Genomic DNA, 24,035 nt, shown 5'->3' with positions numbered 1-24,035 from the left:
TTTTTTTATTAATGAATCGCTTAAGAGCCGGCAGATGAATTCGATAAATGGTATTGCCGTGCGGTTTTTTATAAGTAAAGAGGGTTTCAAGCTCCCACTTTGGATTTGACATTAACTACTTTTCCAGCGCTTCAATAGCGGTAAATTGTTGACCATTTTCTGAATGGAATCTTCATTGATTGCTAATTTTTTCAATTTATTTTTTAAGTTGATTTTCATCTGTTCTAAATTCATCTCTGGATTTTTGAAAGTGCCACCATCAAAACAATACTTACAATACTCCTTACTTTTTAGACCATTTTTATCAGTTCCTTTTAATGCAGTGGCGTCAAGCGGTATGCTACAACTTTGACAGCTAATTTTATTTTCCATAATTTTTTAAAGCTACTATTCCTGTTTGTTGCTAAACATAATTTTTTAATTGTACTGAAGGTATTCAAGTTCCAGCTTGCTCAAATCGAAGTGCTGGAATTTTGGAAATTAAACTATTTCAAGGTATAATTTCCCGTAACCCAATTTTAAATTAGGATAAAAAAATTTAAAGTTTGATCTGGTTTTAGGATCTTATTTCTATTATTGTGCTACAAAACCACCATCTACGGCCATGGCATGTCCGGTTACAAAAGAGGCTTCATCAGAGCACATCCATACTACCGCATTCGCTATTTCTTCTGGAAGACCAAAGCGACCCAGAGGTTCTAAACCTGTGAATTGTTTTATTGCTTCTTTATTTTTTCCAGTCAGACGATCAATCATTGGGGTTTGGATTACACCGGGACAAATCGCATTTATTCGGATTCCTAATGTGGCGCATTCTAAAGCTGCTGTTTTAGTAAGTCCCACGACGCCATGTTTAGACGCTACATAAGCGGGTAATCCTGCAAAACCAACTAATCCAGCGACCGAAGAGCAATTGATAATGACGCCTTTCCCTTGTTTGCGTATTTCTGGAATTTCATATTTCATACAAAGCCAGATTCCTTTTAGGTTTACACCAATGGTTTTATCCCAGTTCTCCTCCGAACAATCTTGGATAGCAGCAGAGGCACCCTCGATTCCGGCATTGTTGAACGCATAATCCAATTGGCCAAATGCGGCAATTGTTTGCGCCACCATTGCTTTTACGTCATCGGTTTTTGAGACATCACATTTGATAAAAATAGCTTCACTGCCCAATTCTTTGATTAAGTCTACGATTTCATCATTTTCTTTCCAATCTACTACGGCTACTTTGGCTCCTTTTTTGGCAAAAGCAAATGCCGTCGCCTTGCCAATTCCAGAGGAGCCGCCGGTTACAATAACTACTTTATTTTTGAATAGTGTTTCCATTTAGAACTATTTTACTGAGTTTGTAATTTTCTTTTTGGTTTTATGTTCGGCCTTTAAAATATTTTCGATTCCTTTTATCAAAGCATCTGGATTAAAGGAGATACTATCGATTCCTTCCTGGACTAAAAAAGCAGCAAACTCAGGAATGTCACTAGGAGCTTGACCACAGAGTCCCACTTTTATTTCTTAACGTTTGGCAACTTTAATGGTTTCTTTTATTAAGTATTTGACTGCTGGATTTTCCTCATTAAACAAATAACTGACTAAAGCTGAATCACGATCTAAACCTAAGGTGAGTTGCGTCAAGTCATTGGATCCTATAGAAAATCCATCAAATAGTTTTGCAAATTCAGCAGCCATCAATACATTACTTGGAATTTCAATCATCACATACACTTGTAATCCGTTAACACCTTGTACTAAACCATTTTTTGTCATTTCCGCTAATACATTTACACCTTCTTCTACTGTTCTACAAAACGGAATCATCAGTTTTACATTGAGGAGTCCCATTTCGTTGCGCACTTTTTTCATGGCTTCACATTCTAAAGCAAACCCTTTTCTATAAAAATCACTGTAATAACGGGAAGCACCACGAAAACCAATCATTGGGTTTTCCTCTTTTGGTTCGTAAAATTTTCCTCCGATCAGGTTGGCGTATTCATTGCTTTTAAAATCACTCATTCGCACAATGACGTCCTTTGGGTAAAAAGCGGCAGCCACAATAGCTACTGCTTCGGCCAGTTTATCAATGAAATATTTTTTTGGGTCTTCGTAGCCTTTTGTTAATGCTGCAATTTCAGATTTGATTATTTGATCGGTTATTTTTTCCGGTTCGCATAATGCCAAAGGATGGATTTTGATGGTATTCGAAATCGCAAATTCCATTCGCATCAGACCCACGCCCTGATTGGGATATTGGCTTAACTCAAACGCTCTTTCGGGATCAGCAAGAATCAGCATCGGATCTGTTTTTGGCATTTTGAGTGTACTGAAATCCTGTTCTGTTATTTCCCATTTTAATATCCCGTCGTACACATTTCCTTCTTTGCCTTCGGAGCAGGAAACGGTAATTTCCTGTCCGTTTTTTATAATTGAAGTAGCATTTCCGCATCCTACAACGGCAACAGTTCCCAGTTCACGTGCTACAATAGCAGCATGGCTGGTGCGGCCTCCTTTATTAGTAATAATCGCTGCGGCTCGTTTCATGATGGGATCCCAATCCGGATTCGTTACATCTGTGACAATGATTTCGCCATTTTGCAATAAATCGCCCTCTTGCGGATTGTTTAGAATTCGCGCTTTACCAGAAGCAATTTTATCACCTAATGCGATTCCTTGAGTTAAGAGAGTGCTTTTCTCTTTGAGCTTATAAATTTCTCGCAGTTGCTTATTTGCTTTGCCGTGAACAGTTTCCGGACGGGCCTGAACAATATACAATTGGTTGTTCAAACCGTCTTTTGCCCACTCAATGTCCATTGGTTTTTGATAATGTTTTTCAATTTTAGCACACCATTGTGCCAGTTGAATGACTTCTTTGTCGTTTAGCGAAAATTGTTTTTGTTTTTCCAATGAAGTATCTGTATTAAAAATGTTATTTTCAGCAGGTGAACCTGCTACAGTATCTGTATAGATCATCGTAAATTCTTTTTGGCCGCACTGTCTTTTTAAAATGGGATTCACGTTCGGATTGGCTAATGTAGGTTTGAATACCATCCATTCGTCTGGCGTAACAGTGCCTTGAACAATATTTTCTCCCAGTCCCCAAATACTATTGATGATGATGGTATTTTCGAATCCGCTATCGGGATCAATTGTAAAAGCGACGCCAGAAGCTGCTTTGTCACTTCGAACCATTTGTTGGACACCCACGGAAATGGCAATGTCTATTTTAGTAAAATCCATGTCATGACGGTATTTTATGGCACGATCTGTAAACAATGAAGCATAGCAACGGTGAATGGTTAACAGTAATTCTTGTTCTCCAATAATATGAAGAAAAGACTCCATTCGTCCTGCGAAACTTGCTGTGGGTAAATCTTCAGATGTTGCACTACTTCGTACTGCTACATCTAGATTTGAGGTGCCACATTGCTTACTGAGTGATTGATAGGCTGTGTTTATTTCGTCCCGAATTTCTTCGGGAATAGTTGCTGATAAAATGAGATTTCTGGCTTTTTCTCCAATAAGGGAGAGATTTGAATATTCCTTGGTATCTAAAGACAACAATAAATCTTGCAAGAGTTGTTCTAAACCATTAGTTTTGCGAAATAGCCTATATCCTTCGGCAGTAATTGCAAATCCGTTTGGAATAGAAATGCCAATTGGATTGAGCTGATTGTACATTTCGCCAAGCGATGCATTTTTGCCGCCTACTTTGTCAATCGCTTCTATACTTATTTGGTTGAAAAACAGGATGTATTTGTATGTTCTCATTGTGCCTTTTTTTTAAATAGGAAAGGGTATTAAATTTGTATGTCAAATAGTAATAGTCGAAAAAAACAGGAGCTTGTTTTTTAATCACAATCATAAAATTTTTAATTAAAAGCTAGAATCGGAATTTACGAACCGCTTTTTTTGAGCTTTTATAGGCGAGTGGTAGGAGCTTCACCTGACTAAACTAATAGCGTAAATTTAGACAAATATTTTTTCTAATTTTAATAAAAACAACATTTTTATTTCGCAAGTTGTTGTTTATCAGTATAATATGTATTTTATCGAATGATTTATTTTATTTTTTATTTTGAATATCTTATAAGCGGTAGTACTTGTCTTTATTTTAGGAGAAAAGGATTGAAAAGGAACAGAAATAAAATAATCAAATGAAGTTACTAATCGAAATACTGTAATTATCACTTTCACAAAAAGTTTTTAATTGCAGAAAAATTGTTCTTGAGTAGATGTGTTTATTTTTCCTAATTTTGATTTTTTGTGTTTTGAAAATAATTTGAATAAGGAGCTTTTTTGTGGATTACTATAAATTTAAGCAGTTATGATTCTGTTAATTCGAAATTAATTTTATTTTTGTAGCCAAACCAATTGGTTTTCAAGCCAGAAATAGGGCACAATAATATTAAACATAAAATAATTAATCAGTATTAATTAATTATTGATCAGTAATAGTAAAGAAAATACCCATTTTAATGAAAGTAGATCCAAAACCAGAAAATGAAATAGAAAGAATCCAAGTACTGAAAGACTTTGCTATTCTGGACTCATTGTCTGAAAAAGAATATGATTCTATCGCGCAGTTAGCGTCTTTTATTTGCGGAACTCCAATAGCTTTAATTAGTTTATTAGATGAAGATCGACAATGGTTTAAATCAAAAGTGGGTTTAAATGTGTCAGAAACAGCTAGAGAAGTATCTTTTTGCCAATATACTATTTTAGGTGATGACGTTTTTGAAGTTCAGAATGCTACTGAAAACAAATTGTTTTCAGAGAATCCATTGGTCACTGGTAATCCTAATATCCGATTTTATGCAGGAGCACCACTTCGAGCTAAAAACGGTTTTAATATGGGGTCGCTTTGTGTGATTGATACGGAACCTAGGGCTCTTACCGATGAACAAAAAAATGCTCTGAAATTGCTAGCTGATCAAGTTGTTGCCTTATTAGATTCACGCAAAAATCATTTAGACTTCCTAGAATCTCAAAAGGAAATGCAAAATTTTATTGATCTGTCTAAAGATTTGGTTTGCATCGCAAATGTGAACGGATTATTCTATAAAGTTAATCCCGCCTTTACAAAGGTTTTAGGTTATTCTAAAGAAGAATTAGAAGGAACTCCTTTTATTGATTTTGTGCATCCTGATGATTTGGCTCAAACCTACAAAGAAGTAGAGAAATTGTCAAAGGGAGAATTAACGATTAGTTTTGAGAACCGTTACCGTTGCAAAAATGGAGATTATACTATACTTAGCTGGAATACTTCACCAGATCCTACAACTGGAAATTTATACTGTATTGCTCGAAATGTGTCCAAGGAGAAAGAAGCCGAGCAACATTTAATCGATGGGAATAATTTATTAGAGGAGTCTCAGGAAATTGCTAAAATTGGGAGCTGGAAATTTAATTTAGTTACTAATGATCTTGTTTGGTCAGAGGGTCATTACCGTATTTTTGAATTGGAACAATTGTCTTCTGATCAGTTGTATAAAGAATATAGAAACAGAATTCATAAGGATGATTTAGTAAAGTTGGACCAAGTAATTGAGAGTGTTATACAAACAGGAAAAGACTTTAAAATCAAATATAGAATCGTTTTTCCAGATCAAAGAGTCAAACATATTTTAGAAATTGGACAACCTTTTAAAAACGAAAAAGGGGAGGTGATTGAGTTAAAGGGAATTATTCAGGATGTTACGGAGATCACATTAGCAGAGCAAAAAATCATTAAAAAATCTAAAGAAATAAGAGACATAAGATCCGCTTTAGATGAATCAGCGATTGTATCTATTTCAGATCAACAAGGATTACTCACCTTTGTGAATGATAACTTCTGCAGTATATCTAAGTATACTAAAGAGGAGCTAATAGGCAAAGATCAACGCACTATTACGGGGCATTTTTCCAAAGAATTTTCTAAAAAAATTTTAAAAACAATTGTTAACGGGGATGTTTGGAAAGGCGAAATGAGAAATTTAGCTAAAGACGGTTCTTATTATTGGGAAAAAGCGACTATCGTTCCGTTTTTAGACGAGAGAAATAAGCCGTATCAATACATTTCAATAAGCACCGACATTACAGATCAAAAAAATGCGGAAGCAAACTTAAATAATGCACTATTGAATTTGAGTAAAAAAAACAACGAACTTGATCAGTTTGCTTACGTAGTTTCACATGATTTAAAGGCGCCACTTCGAGCAATTAATAATTTGTCAGAATGGATTGTCGAAGATATGCCAGATATGCCGGAGACCGTTAGCGCTAATTTTGACTTGCTTCGTGGGCGCGTGTTGCGTATGGAAAACTTAATCAATGGAGTTCTAGAATACTCGCGCATTGGTCGTACCGAAATAGAAAAAGAAAATATTGATTTAAAATTAATGTTAATTCAAATTATAGATTCTATTGTTCCAAAACAAGGCTTTGAAATCACGATTGGTAAAAACTTTCCAGAGATTGAATCCGAACGAATACTTTTGCAGCAAGTGTTTAGTAACTTGATTAGTAATGCTGTTAAGTATAGTAATAAGGAGGTAGGGAAAATAGATTGCCAGTATAAATCCCTGCATGGTTTTCATCAGTTTAGTATTAAAGATAACGGTCCTGGGATTGCAATAGAGTACCATAAAAAAGTGTTCAAAGTTTTTCAAACTATTGAGGCACGTGATGTAAAAGAGAGTACAGGTATAGGTTTGTCAATTGTAAAAAAAATTATTGAAGAAAAAGGAGGTAGCATACATATTGAATCGGAAGAAAATAAAGGGTGTAGTTTCGTTTTTACATTCCCCAAATAAATAGCAATGAAGGAAGAAGAAGGTAAATGTCAACAGGAATTAGCAGCCCTTAGAAAAGAGTTTGAAGAATTTGTTTATATAGTCTCACATGATATTAAATCGCCTATGCGGGCAATTTCAAATATAACCACGTGGATTGAAGAGGATTTAGGAGCCGTTGAAAATCAAGAAGTGGTTGCCAATTTAAGCTTGCTGAAAAATAGGGTCAATCGAATGGAAAACATGATGAATGGACTGTTGGAACTTTCTCGCGTTGATAGGGTAGAATTGGAATTTTATGAAGTGAATATTTCTAAACTGATGGCAAATAGTATTGCATTATTTGAGCCTAATTCCAACGTTGAATTTACTTTAAACATGACTCTTATTAATGAAAATTGTGTAACTTTAGGAGCGAAATTGCAAAAAGTGATACTGAGTGTACTTGACAATGCAGTCCGATTTCACGATAAAGAAAATAGAAAAGTAGGTGTTGAGGTTGTAGAAACCGAAAATAACTATGAAATAAAAGTTAGCGATAATGGACCCGGAATACCAGAAGAGGTAGCGTCTAAAATTTTCTCTATTTTTTATACGGTTAATTCTAAAGATGTGGTGGATACAACTGGAGCAGGATTAGCCATCAGTTGTAAAATCATGAAATTAGTGGGAGGAAAAATTAAATATACAGCTGGTATAAACAGTGGCTCAATTTTTACGTTAATTTGGCCTAAAATAATAATATTAAAAAATTAAAATTATGAACCAAAAATTGGTAAATATTTTATTGGTCGAAGACGATGAAGTAGATGTAATGAATGTAAAAAGAGCATTCTCCAAAAATAATATCATGAACCCGCTATTTGTGGCCGGAAATGGAGTGGAAGCACTTGAAATGCTGGAAAGCCAAATTATTCCGCTGCCTAAGATTATCATTCTAGACATTAATATGCCAAAAATGAATGGGATTGAGTTTCTTAAAATAATGAGAGAAAATGAGAGACTTAAAAACATATCGGTTTTTGTTATGACTACTTCAAATGAAGATAGCGACAAGATAAATGCATACAATTTGAATGTTGCTGGATATATTCTTAAGCCACTTTCTTTTGAAAAGTTTTTGACTTCAGTAGCTACACTCAAGAACTTCTGGCAATTATGTGAACTGTAATATATTCAATTCGTTTTTGTTATGGGAAATGCAAGTATCCTATTGGTCGACAATAGAAAGGCTATTGTCGAATGCATCAGAAAATCTTTTTCAGAAATAGAGGTGAAACACACTTTATTTTCAGCTGCCAATGAAAATGAGGCATGGTCGATGCTGGATGGCTCTGAAAAAATAACCCCTATACCTAAAATAATTATAATCGATATCAATAGGACAAAGAATAAAGGAATACAATTCTTGACAGCGATACGAAATCATACCGATTTAAAATCAATTTTAGTTTTTGTAATTACAGATTCAAAAACTGATAAAAATAAAGTAGCAGCTTTGAATTTGAATATCGCGGGATATATTCACATGTCATTCGAAAGCCAAACTTTAAACCCATTCGTGTCAGTTCTCAATGATTATTGGAATATTATCGAATTTTCTAGTCAAAAATAACAGCATACTATGGGCCAAGTTTTAAAAATTTTAATAATAGACGATGATAAAATCGATGCAATCACGATCACTCGTTCCATTTCGCAATCTGGTATACTTGCAGAAGTAGATAGCGTTTTTTCAGCAAAAGGAGGAATTGAAAAAATCACACAATTAGAGTATGACTTAATCTTTTTAGATTATATAATGCCTGATACCGATGGAATTTCTTTTTTGAAAAAAATTAGAGATTTAGATATTGAGACCCCCGTAATTTTTGTAACCTCACAGGGAGACGAAAAAATCGCTAGTCAAGCAATATTAAGTGGTGCCTCAGATTATATTCCAAAAACGTTGCTGACTCCAGATGGAGTGTCTCAAAGTATCAGGAATGCCATTAAATTACATGAAAGTTTAAAACTGAGAAAAGTTACTGAACTGGCTTTGAAAGTCAATTCAAATCGACTTCTTGAAGCTCAAAAATTAGCTAAAATAGGAAGTTGGGAAGTCAATTTAAGCAACAATGAGGTCTATTTTTCAGATGAGTTTTTTACTATTTTTGAAGTTGAAAACAAGAAGATTACATCAGTAGATTTTTTAAAATCTTGTTTTACAAATGACAAAGACTTAGCCCTTTTTGAAACTAATCTAAAGCATGTTAAAGACACAAAAACGGAAGTACAATTCCATCATAGTATTACTAGTAAAAAAGGAACAGTAAAATACATTAATCAATTTATTAAATGTTTGAATGATGATAAAGACAAACCTTGTAAAATACTGGGAACCATTCAAGATATTAGCGAACAAAAACGAACAGAGACTGAGCTCATAAAGGCAAAGGAATTAGCCGAAAAAGCAGTAGTTATAAAAGAACAGTTTCTAACGAACATGAGCCATGAGATTCGGACTCCTATGAATGGGATTATTGGGTTTGCCAAGATTCTCGAAGGGACGAAATTAGATAATAACCAGATGCAAAGTGTCGAGGCTATTAAAAAAGCCAGTCAAAACTTAATGTTTATTATTAATGATATTCTTGATTTCTCAAAAATTGAAGCGGATAAAATGACCTTTGAAGAGGTGAAGTTTTCGCTGTCAAAAACAGTTTCTTCGGTAATTGAGTTATTAGCTCAAATCGCAAAAGAGAAGAAAATAAAATTGTTATACGATATTGATTCTAAAATAAGTGATAATCTAATTGGTGACCCTACGAAGTTATCTCAAATATTAGTAAACTTGCTTGGGAACGCACTTAAATTTACCGAAAAGGGTTTTGTAGAATTAGTAGTAACTGAAGTTCAAGAAACAGCAGCAGAATGCAAATTGAAATTTTCAATTATCGATACTGGTATTGGTATTCCAAGCGATAAAGTAGATTCCATATTTGAAAGTTTTAATCAGGCATCAAATGAAACTACTAGAAAATATGGTGGAACTGGTCTTGGACTTACCATTACACGTAAACTTGTTGAGTTGCAGGGAGGTAAGATTAGTGTAGAAAGTACTGTTTCTAAAGGAAGTGAATTCTCCTTTTCTTTAGTGTATAAAAAAGGAGAGAAAGGAATTACTGTTTCATCTCAATTGACAAACAAAACCGTTTCTCCAGATTTTTTAAAGGAGTCCAAAATACTCTTGGTGGAGGACAACGAACTTAACCAACTTCTGGCAATCAAAGTGTTTGAAAAATGGAGTAAAAAAATTGATGTTGTTGATAATGGAAAAAAAGCAATTGAAAAGATAGAAAAAACGGCTTATGATATTATATTGTTAGACATTCAAATGCCTGAAATGGATGGTATTGAACTCACGAAGTACATCAGGTCTAATATGGGAGAAAAATCGAGAATTCCTATCATTGCATTAACAGCACATGCCACGGTGGAGGAAGAAAGAAAATGCCTTGAAAATGGAATGAATGATTATTTATCCAAGCCCTATGATTTTGATGTGTTATTGAATAAATTATATCTAAATTTAGAGGTGAAAAAGGTAAATACGATACTTTCGTCAGATGTGCAAAAGGTGGAATTAATAAGAGAAAAACTAGTTGATCTTAAATATTTGAAAGAGTTTGCAGAGGGGGATGAGACTTTTATTAAGGAGATGGTCTCACTTTATTTAGAAAACACACCAGAAACAATGGAAATAATTCTGAAAGCAAACGCGAATAATGACATCAAGATTTTGAAATTAGAAATTCATAAGCTTAAGTCCTCTCTCAGTTTGTTGGGGATGGTCAAAGCATCGCAATGTGTTGACATTATTGAAAAAGAAATTGAAATAAATCCTCAAGGACATAGAAGAATAGATGAAGTTATTAAGTTAGATGAGATTTGCAAGTTGGCGGTAAGCGAATTACAGATATTGGTTGCGCTTTAATCGTAAAAAAAGATTTCATTCTTGTCATGCTATGAAAATACGAGTAAGACATTGCAAAAAATCTTGTTCTGAGAAAATAATTCTCCTGAAAAATCAAATAATAGGGAAATACAATTGTGCTGCTTTTAGTTTGGATCTATAAAACCTAGTGAGTATGAAAACAATTTTAGTTGCTGAGGATGACGAAATGATGTCAAAAGCTATGGAATTTAAATTGGTTAGAGAAGGATACAAAGTCCTTTTATGTCCAAATGGTCAGATTGCTTTAGAAAAAATTGTTTCTGAAAATCCAGATTTGATAATTTCAGATATCATGATGCCATTTGTAACCGGTTTGGATATTGTCAAAAAAGTAAAAATCGAGTTAAAATTGAACATCCCAATAATCATGCTTTCTGCAGTGGGATTGGAGAAAACAGTTTTGGAAGCTTTTGAGCTTGGAGCAGATGATTTTATAACAAAGCCATTCAGCCCGAATGAATTATCGGTTAGGGTAAAACGCTTGCTGCTCAAGAAGTAAAAACCTGAACAATTTGTTTAGTAGATATAAATAGATCTACTTGTAATTATGTAGACAGTACCTGATTATGAGTCAGTACAAGCACTTAGTTTCGAAAATAAAAGGTATTCCTTTTTTGAATTAAACGATACTTTTATAGGAATATTTAACTTATTTATTTTTGTAAAATATATAAAATCATAAAATAGAAACCTCGATTATATAAATTATAAGCGAGGTTTTTATTTTAAACTAAACAGAAAATGCTTTGACCTATTTAATTAATGTGAAGGTTCATAGATGAGTCGTAAAAAACTACTAAATCTTTGATTCTCCCTATTTATGGGAATACCTGTTACTATTCCTACAAGCAAATAGTCAGTTATTACCACTCGCATTTGAGGTCGGATGGTCATGTAGAAATCAGCATTATTAATTTCTTTATTAAACTCAAGGCCTATAAAATTTCGTGTTCCGGGGATCATGTAGTGGATGTTTGAATTTATTTGCCAGTTGGTTTGTGTTGTATTATCTGAAAAATGGTTTGAAAACTGTGGTCCGGTATATAACAAGGTATGAAAATTTTGTCCCCATCGTTTGGCAATTACCAAGAACGGATTGTACCCGTTTCCGGTTATCAAAGTACTGCTGTTATAGTTATTAAAATCTGGCAATAAGAATTCATGGATATAACCAAAAGCCATTGATAATTTCTTTTTTTCTGAAACTAAAAAGGTATACTGTGCCGCTAGTTTTATACTATTCAGGTTACTTCCTGGTGCATTTGTATTTCCGGCTGTGGGATAATAAATAGAGAAAGGCAATTCGACTTCAAGTCCTAATCTATCAATTGGGGCCCATTCATATTCTAGTAGCGCAGTATATTCATCATGAGTAATATTGTCTGTCAGACCAAGACCTAAGTTCCATTCTTTTTCTCCTTTTCGGGCTCCCAAATCTCTAATTAGATCGATGTACAGAGGTTCAGCGTGTAACACTTTTGGACGTTCTTTTTTCCCTTCAACTTCTTGAATGTAAAGACTGTCAGTCAGACGTTTTTTTTGTGCTGCATTTTCTTGTGCTTCAGAGCTACCAATTACTAGCACGAGTAACACTAAGACGAATTTATTTATTTTAAAAAATTTAGTAATCATTTTTTCTGTTTTTTACGATCCAAAACGAAGTATCCTAATATTATAAATAAGATAGTTACTTGCTATTTGATATCAATTGTATTTATGATTTAGTTTTCCTGAATGCTTCCAGGACTAGTATGGTGGTACCGATATAATGTTAAATTAATCCAATTTTTATTGGACTACAAGGAATAGATAATCGGTGTCAATAACAAACTAAACCTCGGGTGGAGGAGTGTGAATTTCAAAATAGAGTATACCAATGGAACGGTTTAGCTCAACTAAGTTGTTTTGTTTGAAATAGGGGTATTTTTTATTCAAGTGCAAACTAGTACTTGGCAGGACAAAAAAATCTAGTAAAATATTGGTTTTGTGCGATATTCTTTTATCAATATCAGTGTCTTCGTTCTCAGCGATTGCATTTTCGAACCCTAATATTTTTTCAACAAAAATTTCTATAATACTTTCCTGATCATTATACATTAAATCCTCCATACCAGAATAAGAATTCAAATTGGGACAATCTACGGTGCAGTTGAGGATATACAAGGACATAAATCCCCAAAAATAACGGACGAAAGCAGTATTTTGAAAGCCTAATGTCATGGTGCATAATTACATCAATTTACGCAATTCTAAAGATAAATATTCGTTAATATAAAGTGAAACTTATCCTATTTTATTGCGAGCACTGCTATCGTTCTGATTTATAGACATGAATGGATTGTCCAACTAATTTCCACTCTCCCTTTATTTTTTCTACTAATCTAATTTCATGTGAGTAACTTCTTTTGCCATTTTTTGCGGTAGAAACTTCATCATGACTTACCCAAGCATTGTTTCCTGTGATATTCATTTTATAGTTTGTATTTATTGCGTAGCCGCCGTTCCCCATAGATTTTGGATCTGTATTGGTCATGGCAATTGCAGGAATATCAAAAGTATGTCCATCTGCGGTTGAAACTAGTATTCTGCTATAGGGCTGGATATGCCAGCATTCCGCATGTCCTTTTCCATCTCCTGCTCTCCAGGTTGCTGATTCTTTCTCTAGTAGTTTTTTGATATTTTCTGATTCGTCACTCTTTTGGTTACAAGCAATTAGTGTTACTGCAATAAGAGTGTAAAGTAATGTTTTATAATTCATTGTGTTTTTTTTTAGGAGTTATTAAAAAATAGGTTTCAACTCTTCAGTATAAAATAATATTTTTTTAGTGAATAAAGTCAGTACAATAGCAGCAACGTTCTATATAGTATGCTGAAAATCAAATTCTTTCGCAATTGCGGACAGATCGAAGTAAAAAACATACCATTATATAGTTTTCAATTCTTCTTTTAAAGTATTGTCCAAAAAAAGGTTATTTTTTAAAACTAATTTCATCCAATCCAATCGTGTATTCTATTCGCTGATTGTCGGCACTATCCCAAATTTCCATTTTTATTTTTGGATTTTTATTTTTCCAATCGATTGTAATCAAACCAAAATGATTTTCCATAATAGGACCTTCAATTCTATTTTTATTTGGTGTAGCAAAATGCCATGTTGAGGAAAGACCGCTGGAAGTTACATCATAAATAGGATAGAGCCCTGGTTCAGTAAGTTTTGAAATTTCAGCATAATGTACGTCTCCTGTTAAAAATAAAACACCGTTAGCTTTTGTCTTTTTGATGAGATTTAAGAATTTTTTCTGCTCCAGCGGAAAATTAGCCCAACCTTCATAGCCATTGTATTCAATTCCAAACTGAGATCCGGAACCAATCAACCTAATGGAGGCGGGTTTCTTTAATTCCTCTTCCAACCATTTCCATTGCACTGCTCCTAAATAGGTTGAATCAGGTTCTTGTTGCGGAGTATAATCTAGATCGTAGAAAAACCGTTTATCTGCAGCGACTTCGCCGTTGTATTTCTTGTAATTATCTCTAAAAGTGCGGTTGTCTAACAAGATAATCTGTACTTTTTTCCCTTTGTTTTCATACATATAGGAAGTGTAAATACCTTTATGTTTTCTTCTTTCTGAATCTTTAGGTTCATCAAAAAAACTCAGGAAAAGTTCCTTAGATTCTGCTTTTTTAGGATAATGTCTGCCGGCATCATTTTGTCCATAATCATGATCATCCCAAGTTGCAATAATAGGAATGTGTTTTTTTAGATTTTGGAAAGAGGGCTTGGCGGCTAACTGTTCGTATTTAGCTTGAAGAGTAGTCATGTTATTCGTATCTCCATAAATGTTATCACCAAGGAAGATAAATAAATCAGGTTTGTGTTGCACTACAACATCAAAAATGGGCAAAGGATTACTTTGATGTGAACAGGAACCAAAAGCTATTTTTGAAATATTCTTTTGACAATACCCATTGTAAGAAAGTAGTAAAAGCAATACTGCATACAAGTGGATTTTATTAAAACTATATTGAATCATCTTTTATATTTTGTGGGTTATAAATTTTTAACAAAAATCAACACAGTTCCAAACGAAGTATTGCATCATTTGTAATGACTAGAAAATAAATTCATAATGACCAAATGTAATAAAAAAGAACGGCAAAGAAAAGCATGGGATAGCTGCTGAAAAATAAAATATTTGACTCTTAACAATTGTTAATTAAAAGTTAAAACATTGATTAACATACAATTTGAAGGCACTAAAAATTATTTTTGATATTGATTAACCATTAAATAACCACTAAATGAAGAAATTTTTCATTTTGACTGCAATCGCAGCCACATTGTTAATACCCACCACCCAGTTTGCCCAATCTAAAAGAAAAAAAGATAAAAATGCTGTGGCGCTTCCCGCTCCGGATAAGAAGCCAGAACCTGCCATCAAGGAATACAGTAAAGTAATTACCAAAGAGGCTATCTCAGACCAAGGCTTGTTCACGGTTCATAAAGTAGATAAAAAATATTTTTTTGAAATCCCGAACAAATACTTAGATAAAGACATGCTTTTAGTGAGCAGGTTGTCTAAATTACCTTCTAATTTAGGAGGTGGTTATGTAAATGCAGGATCCGAAACGAACGAACAGTTGATTGTTTGGCAACGTTTTCAAGATAAAATCTTAATTAAATTGAAATCATTTAGCGCAGTGGCTAATGACAGTTTGCCGATCAGTATATCGGTTAAATCCAATAATTATGAGCCTACTTTATTTGCTTTTGATATTGCTGCATTCAGCAAAGATTCAGCAAGTACGGTAATTGACGTAACTAAATTTTATGGTACAGATGTAAAATCGATCAGCGGGTTATCAGCTGAAATGAGAGAAACCTATAAAGTAAAAGGATTGGATGAATCCCGCAGTTTTATTAATACAATGAAAAGTTTCCCCTTGAATATTGAAGTGATTCAAGATTTTAGCTATAATGCTTCTAAACCGCCTAGTCAAGAAGATGCCGAAACGATCAGCATCCAAATGAATCAATCGATGATTCTGTTGCCTGAAAAATTGATGCAACCGCGCCTCGCCGATCCACGCGTGGGCTGGTTTACGATGAGCCAAATCGATTATGGAAGTAACGAATTAAAATCAGACAGTAAAACCTACATTCGCCGCTGGAAATTGGAGCCTAAAGATCCTGTCGCTTATGCCAAAGGAGAGTTAGTCGAACCTATCAAACCTATTGTTTATTATCTAGATCCTGCCACTCCTGAAAAACTGCGCAAGTACATCAAGCAAGGTATTGAAGATTGGCAAAAGCCTTTTGAAACAGCTGGTTTTAAAAATGCAATTATTGCCAAAGATGCACCAACAAAGGAACAAGATCCTGATTTTAGCCCGGAAGACATTCGGTATTCTGTAATTCGGTATGTGGCGAGTACGACGCGTAATGCGGTTGGACCAAGTGTATCTGATCCAAGAACAGGTGAAATAATCGAGAGCGACGTGATTTGGTACCACAACCATTTGCGCTCCTACAGAAACCGCTATTTATTAGAAACTGGAGCTGCAAATCCAACTGCACGAACTTTAAGCACCAGTGAAGAAGAAATGGGCGAAATGATGCGTATGGTTATCGCTCACGAAGTGGGACATGCGCTTGGTTTTCCCCACAACATGGGGGCAAGTTGTGCTTATGATACCGAAAGTTATCGAGATGGTGAATTTACACAAAAAAGTGGAATCGCGGCCAGTTTGATGGATTATGCGCGCTTTAATTATATTGCACAGCCTGGAGATAAAAACATTCGTTTTATCCGTAAAATGGGGCCGTACGATCATTACGCAACTAATTGGGGATACAGAGTGATTCCTAATGTGACTTCCGCCGAAGCAGAAGTGCCTACATTAGACCAATGGATAATGGAAAAATCTGCAAATATTATTTATAAATATGGCAAACAAAGCAGCAGTTTTGACCCTACCTCGCAAACAGAAGATATTGGGAATAATGCGATGAAAGCGAGTACTTATGGACTCAAAAACTTGCAGTATGTAGCCTCACATTTATCAGAGTGGACTAGTGACGTAACTAATAATTATGAAGATTTAGATGAATTATACAAGGAGATGTTAGATGTTTGGAGCAGGTATGTAGGACATGTTGTTACCAATGTTGGAGGAGTTTATGAAACTACTAAAAAGCCAAACCAGAACGGAACTATTTATGATGTTGTTCCAAAATCCAAACAACAAGAAGCCATGCAATGGTTGCAAACAAATGCTTTTGCTTCTCCAACCTGGCTGGTCAATGTGACTACCTTGAAAAATATTGATTACTCAGGATATACAGAGCGTTTCCGCAACTTGCAAGCCCGACATGTAAATAATGTGCTGAGTTTTGAGCGTATTGGGCGATTAATGGATGCAGAAATAATGGGAGCAGCTAATTATAAAGCGCTTGATTTACTTGGGGATATGCGTAAAGGAATCTGGAAAGAAGCTGCTTTGCCAACGAATGTTACCATTTATAGACGAAACTTACAACGCGCTTACATCGAGAGAATGGGATATCTGATGAAAGAAGAAATTAAAGCAGGTCGCTCTTCTGACTTTTACAATGTGGCACAATCTGATATAAGAGGATTGGTCAGAGGCGAGTTGAACACCTTAAAAAGCACTTTGTCAGTTGCTAAAACGAGAGGCATAAATACAGAAACAAAATACCATTATGAAGATGCCATCAAACGAATTGAATTAATCCTAAATCCTAAATAAGCAACATTCATTTGCTTGTATTATAAAAAAAATCCGCTTTCGAGCGGATTTTTTGGTTTGATACAATAGGCTTTAAAATTAAAAAATAGTTTATTTCATTGGGAAATTTGCTTCGAAAGTCTTAAATCTAAGATCTAAATCCTTAAGAAGTTGTTTTTTAACACCCTCGTCTTTTATGAAACTATAGTGGAGGCTGTTGTATACATATTGCTTGATATCAGTATAAGAAACGTTCTTGTATCTTTTGGCTAATAATACATATTGCTCAGTCATATTAGTGCGTAAAATTCCAGCATCATCCGTACTAATAACAATAGGAACACCAAATTCCTTATACAAGGTCAATGGATGTCGGCTGTCTTTTACTTTCAAAATAAATTCGTTACTTACTAAATTAATCTCAATTGGGATTGATTTCTTGGCCATGTAACGCAATAAATCATACGAATCTTTTTCGTAAGCTAAGTCTACTCCGTGACCAATTCGGTTAGCTCCTGCAGTATAAACGGCAGCGCTGATATGCCATGTTAGTTCTTCGGGTTGTACTAATCCTAAAGTAAGTTCGCCAGCATGCATCGCGTATTTTACAGCTGGATAACGAGAATGACAATATTTAAACATTAGCATGTGCAACCAATAATCCTTCATTGAAGTTGCTCCATCTTCTGGAGAAACAATGTTAACTCCTGCAATAAGCGGACTTCCATCTGCCGAAATAAAAGCGATAACCAGATTCTTGAATAAATCAACAGGTTCCATGAAACGCAAGACAAAATTTTGGTACCGCATTGTAAATTGTTTGTCATCAATTTTAAGGTCTTTGTGAAGCTTTGCCACAAAATTAGTATTGAAATCTTTGGCATAATATTCAGCTTCTTTTTTTAATAAGGAGCTGTAAACAGAATCTAGTGTGGTTAAAATTCCTTTTTCGTCTTTTGCCAAAGCTAATTTTCGCAATCTTGAGTTGAATTTTGTTAAATCATCCGTATTTAGGACTGTTGGAATCGTCGATAATTGAGTTTCAATATAACTGACGTTTTCAGAAATGGCTCTATTTTTAAGTTCCAATAATCCTTGTCCAAAATTTCCCTTTATAGCTGGTTCAAACTTCATAAAGGATTCGAAAAATAACTTATCAGAAGGGTAATCCACATTATTATAGTCTTTTACAGACCATTTTTGCATGATTTTTTGTTGGTAAGAATCTAAAGTTCCATTCGTCTTTAAGGTAGAGAATAATTGCCAATCTCCCGTAGATGGTTTTTCTTTTCGGACATCCATCGTTGCAGTATTCAAATAAAAATCATCTGCAATGGCACGTTGCAATAAAGGTTCTGCATAAATAGAACCGGAAAAATGGTGGTGTAAATCGCCGCCTTTTGGCATGTGGGAAAAAAAAGCAGTCAACGCGACTTCGTTATCCCTAATATTCTCAAAATAGTCATTCGTGGCTTGAGAATAGCTGCTGGTTAAACAAAAAGTAAAAAATAAAGTATATAGTAATTTCATAAAATAATTTTTTAAAGAACTGATTTTTTATCTGTCAAAATTGGTCCGTTGGATTTCTACTTAATTTTTGCGAATAAAAAATATTTAATAGGTCAAAGATCAATATTTTTGATGGATTTTAAAAATTTAGAGCTAAAAGTCTTATTTTTTTAAAGCAAGAGATTACTGCGGTCTCATTAAAGGAATTTTAAAATACTTCGTACAACAGCCAAAGTGTTGTGCAATAGGTCTAATTCTGGTTGTAAAAACAATTAAAAAGTTCTATTTTTGCAATTCCGATGAAAAAACAACTTACAACATCTTCTCAAGATCTTCCGCACTGATTTATAAATTGTAAATCGAGGGATTTCTCCCAAAAATAATTTATCGAATTTTGATTCCATGTGATTTCTTACTATGAAATTGCGTCGTCCACTTATATTTATGAAATGAAAAAAGTATTTAATTTATTTGATTTTTCTCAAAAAGTCAATTTTAGAATAGAAATTTTAGCTGGTTTAACCGTAGCTATGACGATGATTCCAGAATCGCTCTCTTTTGCTATTGTAGCAGGTTTTCCTCCGTTGATGGGCTTATATGCTTCGTTTATCGCTGGCTTAATTACGGCAGTTTTCGGTGGAAGACCTGGAATGATTTCCGGTGGAGCAGGAGCAACTGTTATTGTTTTAATCGCTCTAATGAATTCTAATGGATTAGAATATGTTCTTGCAGCAGTTGTCTTGGCGGGTATATTACAAATTTTAGTGGGGATCTTTAAACTCGGAAAATTTATACGATTGGTGCCGCAACCTGTAATGTTTGGGTTCGTCAATGGTTTAGCGGTTATTATTTTCATGTCGCAATTAGATCAATTCAAAGCAATTGTCAATGGGCAAATTGAATGGCTTTCAGGAAATCCTTTACTGATTATGATAGGTTTAGTTGCACTTACCATTGCGATTATAGTGTTCTTACCAAAAGTAACAAAAGCGATACCGGCTTCATTAGCCGCTATTATCGTTGTTTTTGCACTGGTTTTTTTCTTAGGAGTCGAAACAAAAACGGTTCAAGATATTGCTTCAATCAGCGGTGGTTTTCCTCCATTTCATATTCCTAATGTTTCAATTACTTTTGAAATGTTGGAAATTATATTTCCGTATGCCATAATCATGGCTTCTGTAGGATTGACAGAAGGCTTATTAACACTATCCTTGGTAGATGAAATTACAGGAACTAAAGGCAATGGAAATCGAGAATGTATTGCGCAAGGAAGTTCAAATGTTTTAAATGGTTTTTTCTTCGGGATGGGTGGATGTCCCATGATTGCTCAAACATTGGTAAATCTATCTGCAGGTTCTAGAGCACGTTTGTCTGGAATTGTTGCTGCCTTGACAATCCTGGTTATTATTTTGTTTGGAGCTCCAATAATTGAACAATTACCCATGGCAGCTTTGGTTGGTGTCATGATTATGGTAGCTATTGGAACATTTGAGTGGGCGAGTTTCCGAATAATAAATAAAATGCCAAAACATGATATTTTTGTTGGAATACTAGTGGCAGTAATTACCATTTTACTGCACAATTTAGCACTCGCAGTTTTAATAGGAGTGATTATTTCCGCTCTAGTTTTTGCTTGGGAAAGTGCTAAAAGAATTCGGGCCAAAAAATATATTGATGCAAAAGGAGTAAAACATTATGAAATATATGGTCCTTTATTTTTTGCGTCCACAACCGCTTTCTCTGAGAAATTTGATGTTTTCAATGATCCAAATGAGGTTATTATTGATTTTAAAGAAAGCAAAATTACAGATATGAGTGCGATTGATGCCGTTAACAAAATTACAGAACGGTACGCTAAACTTAATAAAACGGTTCATTTACAACATTTAAGTGCGGATTGTAAAATCTTACTAAAAAATGCAGATAAGATTATAGACGTTAATATTCTAGAAGATCCAACCTATAAAGTAGTGATAGATTAAAGGAAGTGACAATTAGCAATGTTAGTGCGTTTTTTTACCATAAAGAAAATCAAGAACAGTAGAACTTAATTTTCTTAATGATTTTAAAAAACATACTATGATTTAGATAGAGAGACTTTTTTGTAAAAATAAACAGCTTAAGATTTTAAATGTAAAATTTATTTTTGACAAAACTATTTATATGCAGAATCCTATATTTTCATTGCTTCTGCGGCTAATCGGCCTGTTTTCATAGCGGCATTGATAGAGCCATTCAGCAAGTGGTCTCCACAAATGTACAGTACATCTGATATCTTTATTTCAGAAGCCGCGATTTCATTTCGCACACTTTCCTGAGTTGGCAAAGCATATTCAATACGATATGCTTTTAGCATTTTCCATGAAGCTACTTTGTGACCATACCACTGTTTTAATTCGTCTTTCATATTTTCTGCCAAAGTTGCGTCATCAATAGTTGGGATTCCATTGTAGGAAACAGAAATAAGTACTTTGCCTTTTGGCGCATAAGCTTCAGAAACATTAGAAAGGACTGTCAAATTATTAACCCACTTTTTCTTTGTTGAAGCATTCAATACAACTACGGCTTTATCAGTAGGCGCTTCTTTGGCTTCAAAATAGAGGTTAGTCACTTGATGTGACGTCATTTTTTGGTTTGGAAAAAATTGTTGTGTAAGTTGGTTTGCGGTCGTTGCCAAAAGGATTTGGTTGGCTTCTAAAATTGTTCCATCTGCGGTAGTTACTTTATTGCCATCAACAGCAGTTACCTTCGTATTGCATGCTATACTTCCTTGGGGAAGCATGGCAACTAATTGCTTTGGGATTTCTTCCATTCCTAAAGCAGGAACTGCCACGTCACCATCAGAAAACATTTTCATCACAAAATCGAACATTCGTCGGGAAGTTTGCAATTCGTTTTCTAAAAAAATTCCAGAAAGGAAAGGGGCATAAAAACGCTGAATCATCTTTGGACTAAAACCATATTCGGTCAGTTGCTTTTGTGTTGTTTGCTCTGGTTGTTCGAAAATAGCTTCGATGGTTAATTTTTGTAATTTATTTTTTAACCATAGCGTATTCATTTTATCTTTTAACGTACCAACTGGCGCAAAAAGGGTTGCTAATGCTGCCGAAGGTCTTCGTAAGGGATCTGCAATTTCAAAAATGCCTCCGTCATAAAGTACGGTTGCTCCGGGCAACATTTTTTTTAGTTGTAAATCTTTATAATTGAGTAAGGTTTGCGTTTCTGGGTAAGCAGTCAAAAGTACTTGGAAACCTCGATCTAAGAGAAATCCTTCATGGGAATCAGTTTTTATTCTTCCTCCCGCACGGTCGCTGGCCTCTATTACGAGTACTTTTCTCCCTTGGCGGTGCAAATGAACAGCCGCAGCCAGTCCTGACAATCCCGCTCCAATAATAATTACATCGTGTTTCATAGCTTTTAATCCTCTTTAGTACAAAAATAGGCCAAATAACGTTTCCGACTGGCGCAAATGAGGGCGAATTTAAAATTTAAAATAGAAAATACTTGGTAAAAGAGGCAACCAAGTGTTACTTTTCGAGAAGTCTAAGCTGCATCAATAAATCAGTTTGTTTGTCATCTCCCAATGTAAAAACATGTTGGTCAAAAACGACAAATCCATTTTTAGCATAAAATTGAAGCGCTCTGTAGTTTTCTTCCCAGACACCAAGCCAAATAGAAGCAATACCATTATTTTCTGCCAGTTTTTTTGCTTCGTTCAGCAACAATTGTCCAATGTTTTTACCGTGAAAAGTTTGCAAAACATAAATTCGATGTACCTCCAAAGCATTTTGATCGTGTGTTTCTGTTTGGGCATCTCCGAAGTTTATTTTTAGGTAACCAACGGCTACTGCATTCGAATAGGCTAAATAAAACATAGAATTTCTATTGCTTAATTCCGTGGTTAATTGCTTTGTGTTGAAACTATCATTAATATAGTTGGCAATATTATCAGGAGTATTTATGGCAGCAAAGGTTTCCGTAAATGTTTGGATACTTATTTTTTGGAGTATTTCAAGATCATTAAGTGTTGCTTTTTGGATTTCTATTGAATTCATTTTGAGGTCCTCTTTTTGGTTATTTTGAATTCAAAAATACGCAAATATAATGGGTTGTGAATTTAATTATTTATGACATTATTAAACAAATCAATGCAAAATGTTGTCGTTTCCGGTTTTCAATTTGTACTTTTGAGTTTATTAATTGAAAGAGCTCGAAAGAGTAGTATTTATGAAAATTGTTATATCGCCAGCCAAATCCTTAAATTTCGAGAAAGAATTACCTACTAAATTACATACAGAACCTTTGTTTTTAAAAGAATCAAAACAGATTCAAAAAGTGCTTAAAGAGAAAAAGCCCGCTGATTTATCAGATTTAATGAGTATTTCGGATAAATTGGCTGATTTAAATTGGAATCGAAATCAAATATGGAAAACGCCTTTTACAACATCAAATGCACGTCCTGCCGTTTATACTTTTGATGGCGATGTGTACACGGGATTAGATGTTTATTCTTTACCTATCAATAAAATTCAAGCCTTACAAGATAATTTGCGCATTCTTTCCGGTTTGTACGGATTGCTAAAACCATTAGACTTAATGCAGGCCTACCGATTGGAAATGGGAACTAAACTACCCATTGGCGAAAGCAAAAATTTATATGAATTTTGGAAATCTACAATTACCGAAGCCTTGAATAAAGAAGTAAATGAAGGAGAATTATTTGTGAATTTAGCCAGTAATGAATATTTTTCAGCAATTGATGTTAAAGCGTTAAAGGTTCCCGTAATTACACCAGAATTCAAGGATTACAAAAACGGAAAACTTAAAATAATCAGTTTCTTTGCTAAAAAAGCGAGGGGAATGATGGTGCGTTATATTATCGACACCAATGCTCAAACAGCAGACGATTTAAAAGGTTTCAATTACGATGGCTATCAATTTGACGCCCATTTATCAGAAGGAAGCCATTTGGTATTTACCCGATAATCCTAAACACGAGCTATACGACATCC

Annotated in this window: 18 protein-coding genes and 1 pseudogene; 9 read left to right on the top strand and 10 right to left on the bottom strand. The window is 34.4% G+C overall.

All coding sequences use genetic code 11. The features are described 5' to 3' along the window. Positions 1–111: 111 nt before the first annotated feature. The 3 genes and pseudogenes from BLS90_RS07235 to ppsA all read right to left on the bottom strand — a co-directional run bounded on the left by BLS90_RS07235 (position 112) and on the right by ppsA (position 3,765). Entirely contained in the window at positions 112–372 is a 261-nt protein-coding gene (locus BLS90_RS07235; protein WP_091256997.1) for a zinc ribbon domain-containing protein, read from the bottom strand. 201 nt (positions 373–573) lie between these two features. After that, positions 574–1,329, bottom strand: coding sequence for an SDR family oxidoreductase (locus BLS90_RS07230; RefSeq protein ID WP_091256993.1), 756 nt, complete (start codon positions 1,327–1,329; stop codon positions 574–576). A 6-nt stretch (positions 1,330–1,335) separates the two neighbouring features. After that, positions 1,336–3,765 (bottom strand): annotated as a pseudogene (ppsA, locus tag BLS90_RS07225) (phosphoenolpyruvate synthase). A 707-nt stretch (positions 3,766–4,472) separates the two neighbouring features. On the opposite strand from ppsA, the gene BLS90_RS07220 reads away from it, so the two are divergent. The 6 genes from BLS90_RS07220 to BLS90_RS07195 all read left to right on the top strand — a co-directional run bounded on the left by BLS90_RS07220 (position 4,473) and on the right by BLS90_RS07195 (position 11,266). Then, entirely contained in the window at positions 4,473–6,791 is a 2,319-nt protein-coding gene (locus BLS90_RS07220) for a GAF domain-containing sensor histidine kinase (protein WP_091256990.1), read from the top strand. A 6-nt stretch (positions 6,792–6,797) separates the two neighbouring features. Beyond that, positions 6,798–7,526: a sensor histidine kinase gene (locus BLS90_RS07215; RefSeq protein ID WP_091256987.1), complete on the top strand. Its 729-nt coding sequence runs from the start codon at positions 6,798–6,800 to the stop codon at positions 7,524–7,526. Positions 7,527–7,530: 4 nt separating this feature from the next. Continuing rightward, the gene (locus BLS90_RS07210; RefSeq protein ID WP_091256984.1) at positions 7,531–7,941 is read left to right on the top strand and encodes a response regulator; all 411 of its coding nucleotides are present in this window, start codon (positions 7,531–7,533) and stop codon (positions 7,939–7,941) included. A gap of 21 nt (positions 7,942–7,962) precedes the next feature. Next, a complete protein-coding gene (locus tag BLS90_RS07205; protein ID WP_091256981.1) occupies positions 7,963–8,385 on the top strand; it encodes a response regulator in 423 nt (140 codons plus the stop codon). 9 nt (positions 8,386–8,394) lie between these two features. Continuing rightward, the gene (locus BLS90_RS07200; protein ID WP_091256979.1) at positions 8,395–10,746 is read left to right on the top strand and encodes a response regulator; all 2,352 of its coding nucleotides are present in this window, start codon (positions 8,395–8,397) and stop codon (positions 10,744–10,746) included. Positions 10,747–10,900: 154 nt separating this feature from the next. Continuing rightward, positions 10,901–11,266: a response regulator transcription factor gene (locus BLS90_RS07195; protein WP_066081531.1), complete on the top strand. Its 366-nt coding sequence runs from the start codon at positions 10,901–10,903 to the stop codon at positions 11,264–11,266. Between the two features lie 260 nt (positions 11,267–11,526). Here BLS90_RS07195 and BLS90_RS07190 read toward each other — a convergent pair whose 3' ends face one another. The 4 genes from BLS90_RS07190 to BLS90_RS07175 form a co-directional block, all read right to left on the bottom strand. Further along, positions 11,527–12,399 (bottom strand): HAEPLYID family protein, encoded by an 873-nt coding sequence (locus BLS90_RS07190; RefSeq protein WP_091256974.1) that lies wholly within the window; start codon positions 12,397–12,399, stop codon positions 11,527–11,529. A gap of 198 nt (positions 12,400–12,597) precedes the next feature. Further along, the gene (locus BLS90_RS07185) at positions 12,598–12,987 is read right to left on the bottom strand and encodes a hypothetical protein (protein ID WP_091256972.1); all 390 of its coding nucleotides are present in this window, start codon (positions 12,985–12,987) and stop codon (positions 12,598–12,600) included. Positions 12,988–13,075: 88 nt separating this feature from the next. Then, positions 13,076–13,525: an endo-arabinase gene (locus BLS90_RS07180; RefSeq protein ID WP_091256970.1), complete on the bottom strand. Its 450-nt coding sequence runs from the start codon at positions 13,523–13,525 to the stop codon at positions 13,076–13,078. A gap of 211 nt (positions 13,526–13,736) precedes the next feature. Then, entirely contained in the window at positions 13,737–14,798 is a 1,062-nt protein-coding gene (locus BLS90_RS07175) for an alkaline phosphatase D family protein (protein ID WP_091256968.1), read from the bottom strand. Positions 14,799–15,066: 268 nt separating this feature from the next. On the opposite strand from BLS90_RS07175, the gene BLS90_RS07170 reads away from it, so the two are divergent. After that, on the top strand, positions 15,067–17,535 hold the full coding sequence (locus BLS90_RS07170; RefSeq protein ID WP_091256966.1) for a zinc-dependent metalloprotease: 2,469 nt from the start codon (positions 15,067–15,069) through the stop codon (positions 17,533–17,535). 90 nt (positions 17,536–17,625) lie between these two features. Here BLS90_RS07170 and BLS90_RS07165 read toward each other — a convergent pair whose 3' ends face one another. Continuing rightward, positions 17,626–19,044, bottom strand: coding sequence for an amidohydrolase family protein (locus BLS90_RS07165; RefSeq protein ID WP_091256964.1), 1,419 nt, complete (start codon positions 19,042–19,044; stop codon positions 17,626–17,628). 428 nt (positions 19,045–19,472) lie between these two features. Between BLS90_RS07165 and BLS90_RS07160 the strand changes: the two genes are divergently transcribed. Beyond that, entirely contained in the window at positions 19,473–21,005 is a 1,533-nt protein-coding gene (locus BLS90_RS07160; RefSeq protein ID WP_091256961.1) for a SulP family inorganic anion transporter, read from the top strand. 191 nt (positions 21,006–21,196) lie between these two features. Here the strand turns inward: BLS90_RS07160 and BLS90_RS07155 are convergent, their stop codons facing one another. Both BLS90_RS07155 and BLS90_RS07150 read right to left on the bottom strand, forming a co-directional pair. Next, positions 21,197–22,435, bottom strand: a complete 1,239-nt coding sequence (locus tag BLS90_RS07155) for a protoporphyrinogen/coproporphyrinogen oxidase (protein ID WP_091256957.1) — start codon at positions 22,433–22,435, stop codon at positions 21,197–21,199. A 115-nt stretch (positions 22,436–22,550) separates the two neighbouring features. Continuing rightward, positions 22,551–23,078, bottom strand: coding sequence for a GNAT family N-acetyltransferase (locus tag BLS90_RS07150; protein WP_091256955.1), 528 nt, complete (start codon positions 23,076–23,078; stop codon positions 22,551–22,553). A gap of 172 nt (positions 23,079–23,250) precedes the next feature. On the opposite strand from BLS90_RS07150, the gene yaaA reads away from it, so the two are divergent. Continuing rightward, positions 23,251–24,009 (top strand): peroxide stress protein YaaA, encoded by a 759-nt coding sequence (gene yaaA, locus BLS90_RS07145; protein WP_091257136.1) that lies wholly within the window; start codon positions 23,251–23,253, stop codon positions 24,007–24,009. Positions 24,010–24,035 lie beyond the last annotated feature (26 nt).

Origin of the sequence: Flavobacterium omnivorum, from assembly GCF_900099915.1 — a bacterium.
GTDB lineage: Bacteria > Bacteroidota > Bacteroidia > Flavobacteriales > Flavobacteriaceae > Flavobacterium > Flavobacterium omnivorum.
Note: the sequence above shows the minus strand (reverse complement) of the source record. Positions and strands in the feature narration are given on the sequence as shown.

Bases quoted from the DNA above. Each gene is read 5' to 3' on its own strand.
- BLS90_RS07235 (WP_091256997.1), bottom strand. From the start codon at position 372: ATGGAAAATAAAATTAGCTGTCAAAGTTGTAGCATACCGCTTGACGCC.
- BLS90_RS07230 (WP_091256993.1), bottom strand. From the start codon at position 1,329: ATGGAAACACTATTCAAAAATAAAGTAGTTATTGTAACCGGCGGCTCC.
- BLS90_RS07220 (WP_091256990.1), top strand. From the start codon at position 4,473: ATGAAAGTAGATCCAAAACCAGAAAATGAAATAGAAAGAATCCAAGTA.
- BLS90_RS07215 (WP_091256987.1), top strand. From the start codon at position 6,798: ATGAAGGAAGAAGAAGGTAAATGTCAACAGGAATTAGCAGCCCTTAGA.
- BLS90_RS07210 (WP_091256984.1), top strand. From the start codon at position 7,531: ATGAACCAAAAATTGGTAAATATTTTATTGGTCGAAGACGATGAAGTA.
- BLS90_RS07205 (WP_091256981.1), top strand. From the start codon at position 7,963: ATGGGAAATGCAAGTATCCTATTGGTCGACAATAGAAAGGCTATTGTC.
- BLS90_RS07200 (WP_091256979.1), top strand. From the start codon at position 8,395: ATGGGCCAAGTTTTAAAAATTTTAATAATAGACGATGATAAAATCGAT.
- BLS90_RS07195 (WP_066081531.1), top strand. From the start codon at position 10,901: ATGAAAACAATTTTAGTTGCTGAGGATGACGAAATGATGTCAAAAGCT.
- BLS90_RS07190 (WP_091256974.1), bottom strand. From the start codon at position 12,399: ATGATTACTAAATTTTTTAAAATAAATAAATTCGTCTTAGTGTTACTC.
- BLS90_RS07185 (WP_091256972.1), bottom strand. From the start codon at position 12,987: ATGACATTAGGCTTTCAAAATACTGCTTTCGTCCGTTATTTTTGGGGA.
- BLS90_RS07180 (WP_091256970.1), bottom strand. From the start codon at position 13,525: ATGAATTATAAAACATTACTTTACACTCTTATTGCAGTAACACTAATT.
- BLS90_RS07175 (WP_091256968.1), bottom strand. From the start codon at position 14,798: ATGATTCAATATAGTTTTAATAAAATCCACTTGTATGCAGTATTGCTT.
- BLS90_RS07170 (WP_091256966.1), top strand. From the start codon at position 15,067: ATGAAGAAATTTTTCATTTTGACTGCAATCGCAGCCACATTGTTAATA.
- BLS90_RS07165 (WP_091256964.1), bottom strand. From the start codon at position 19,044: ATGAAATTACTATATACTTTATTTTTTACTTTTTGTTTAACCAGCAGC.
- BLS90_RS07160 (WP_091256961.1), top strand. From the start codon at position 19,473: ATGAAAAAAGTATTTAATTTATTTGATTTTTCTCAAAAAGTCAATTTT.
- BLS90_RS07155 (WP_091256957.1), bottom strand. From the start codon at position 22,435: ATGAAACACGATGTAATTATTATTGGAGCGGGATTGTCAGGACTGGCT.
- BLS90_RS07150 (WP_091256955.1), bottom strand. From the start codon at position 23,078: ATGAATTCAATAGAAATCCAAAAAGCAACACTTAATGATCTTGAAATA.
- yaaA (WP_091257136.1), top strand. From the start codon at position 23,251: ATGAAAATTGTTATATCGCCAGCCAAATCCTTAAATTTCGAGAAAGAA.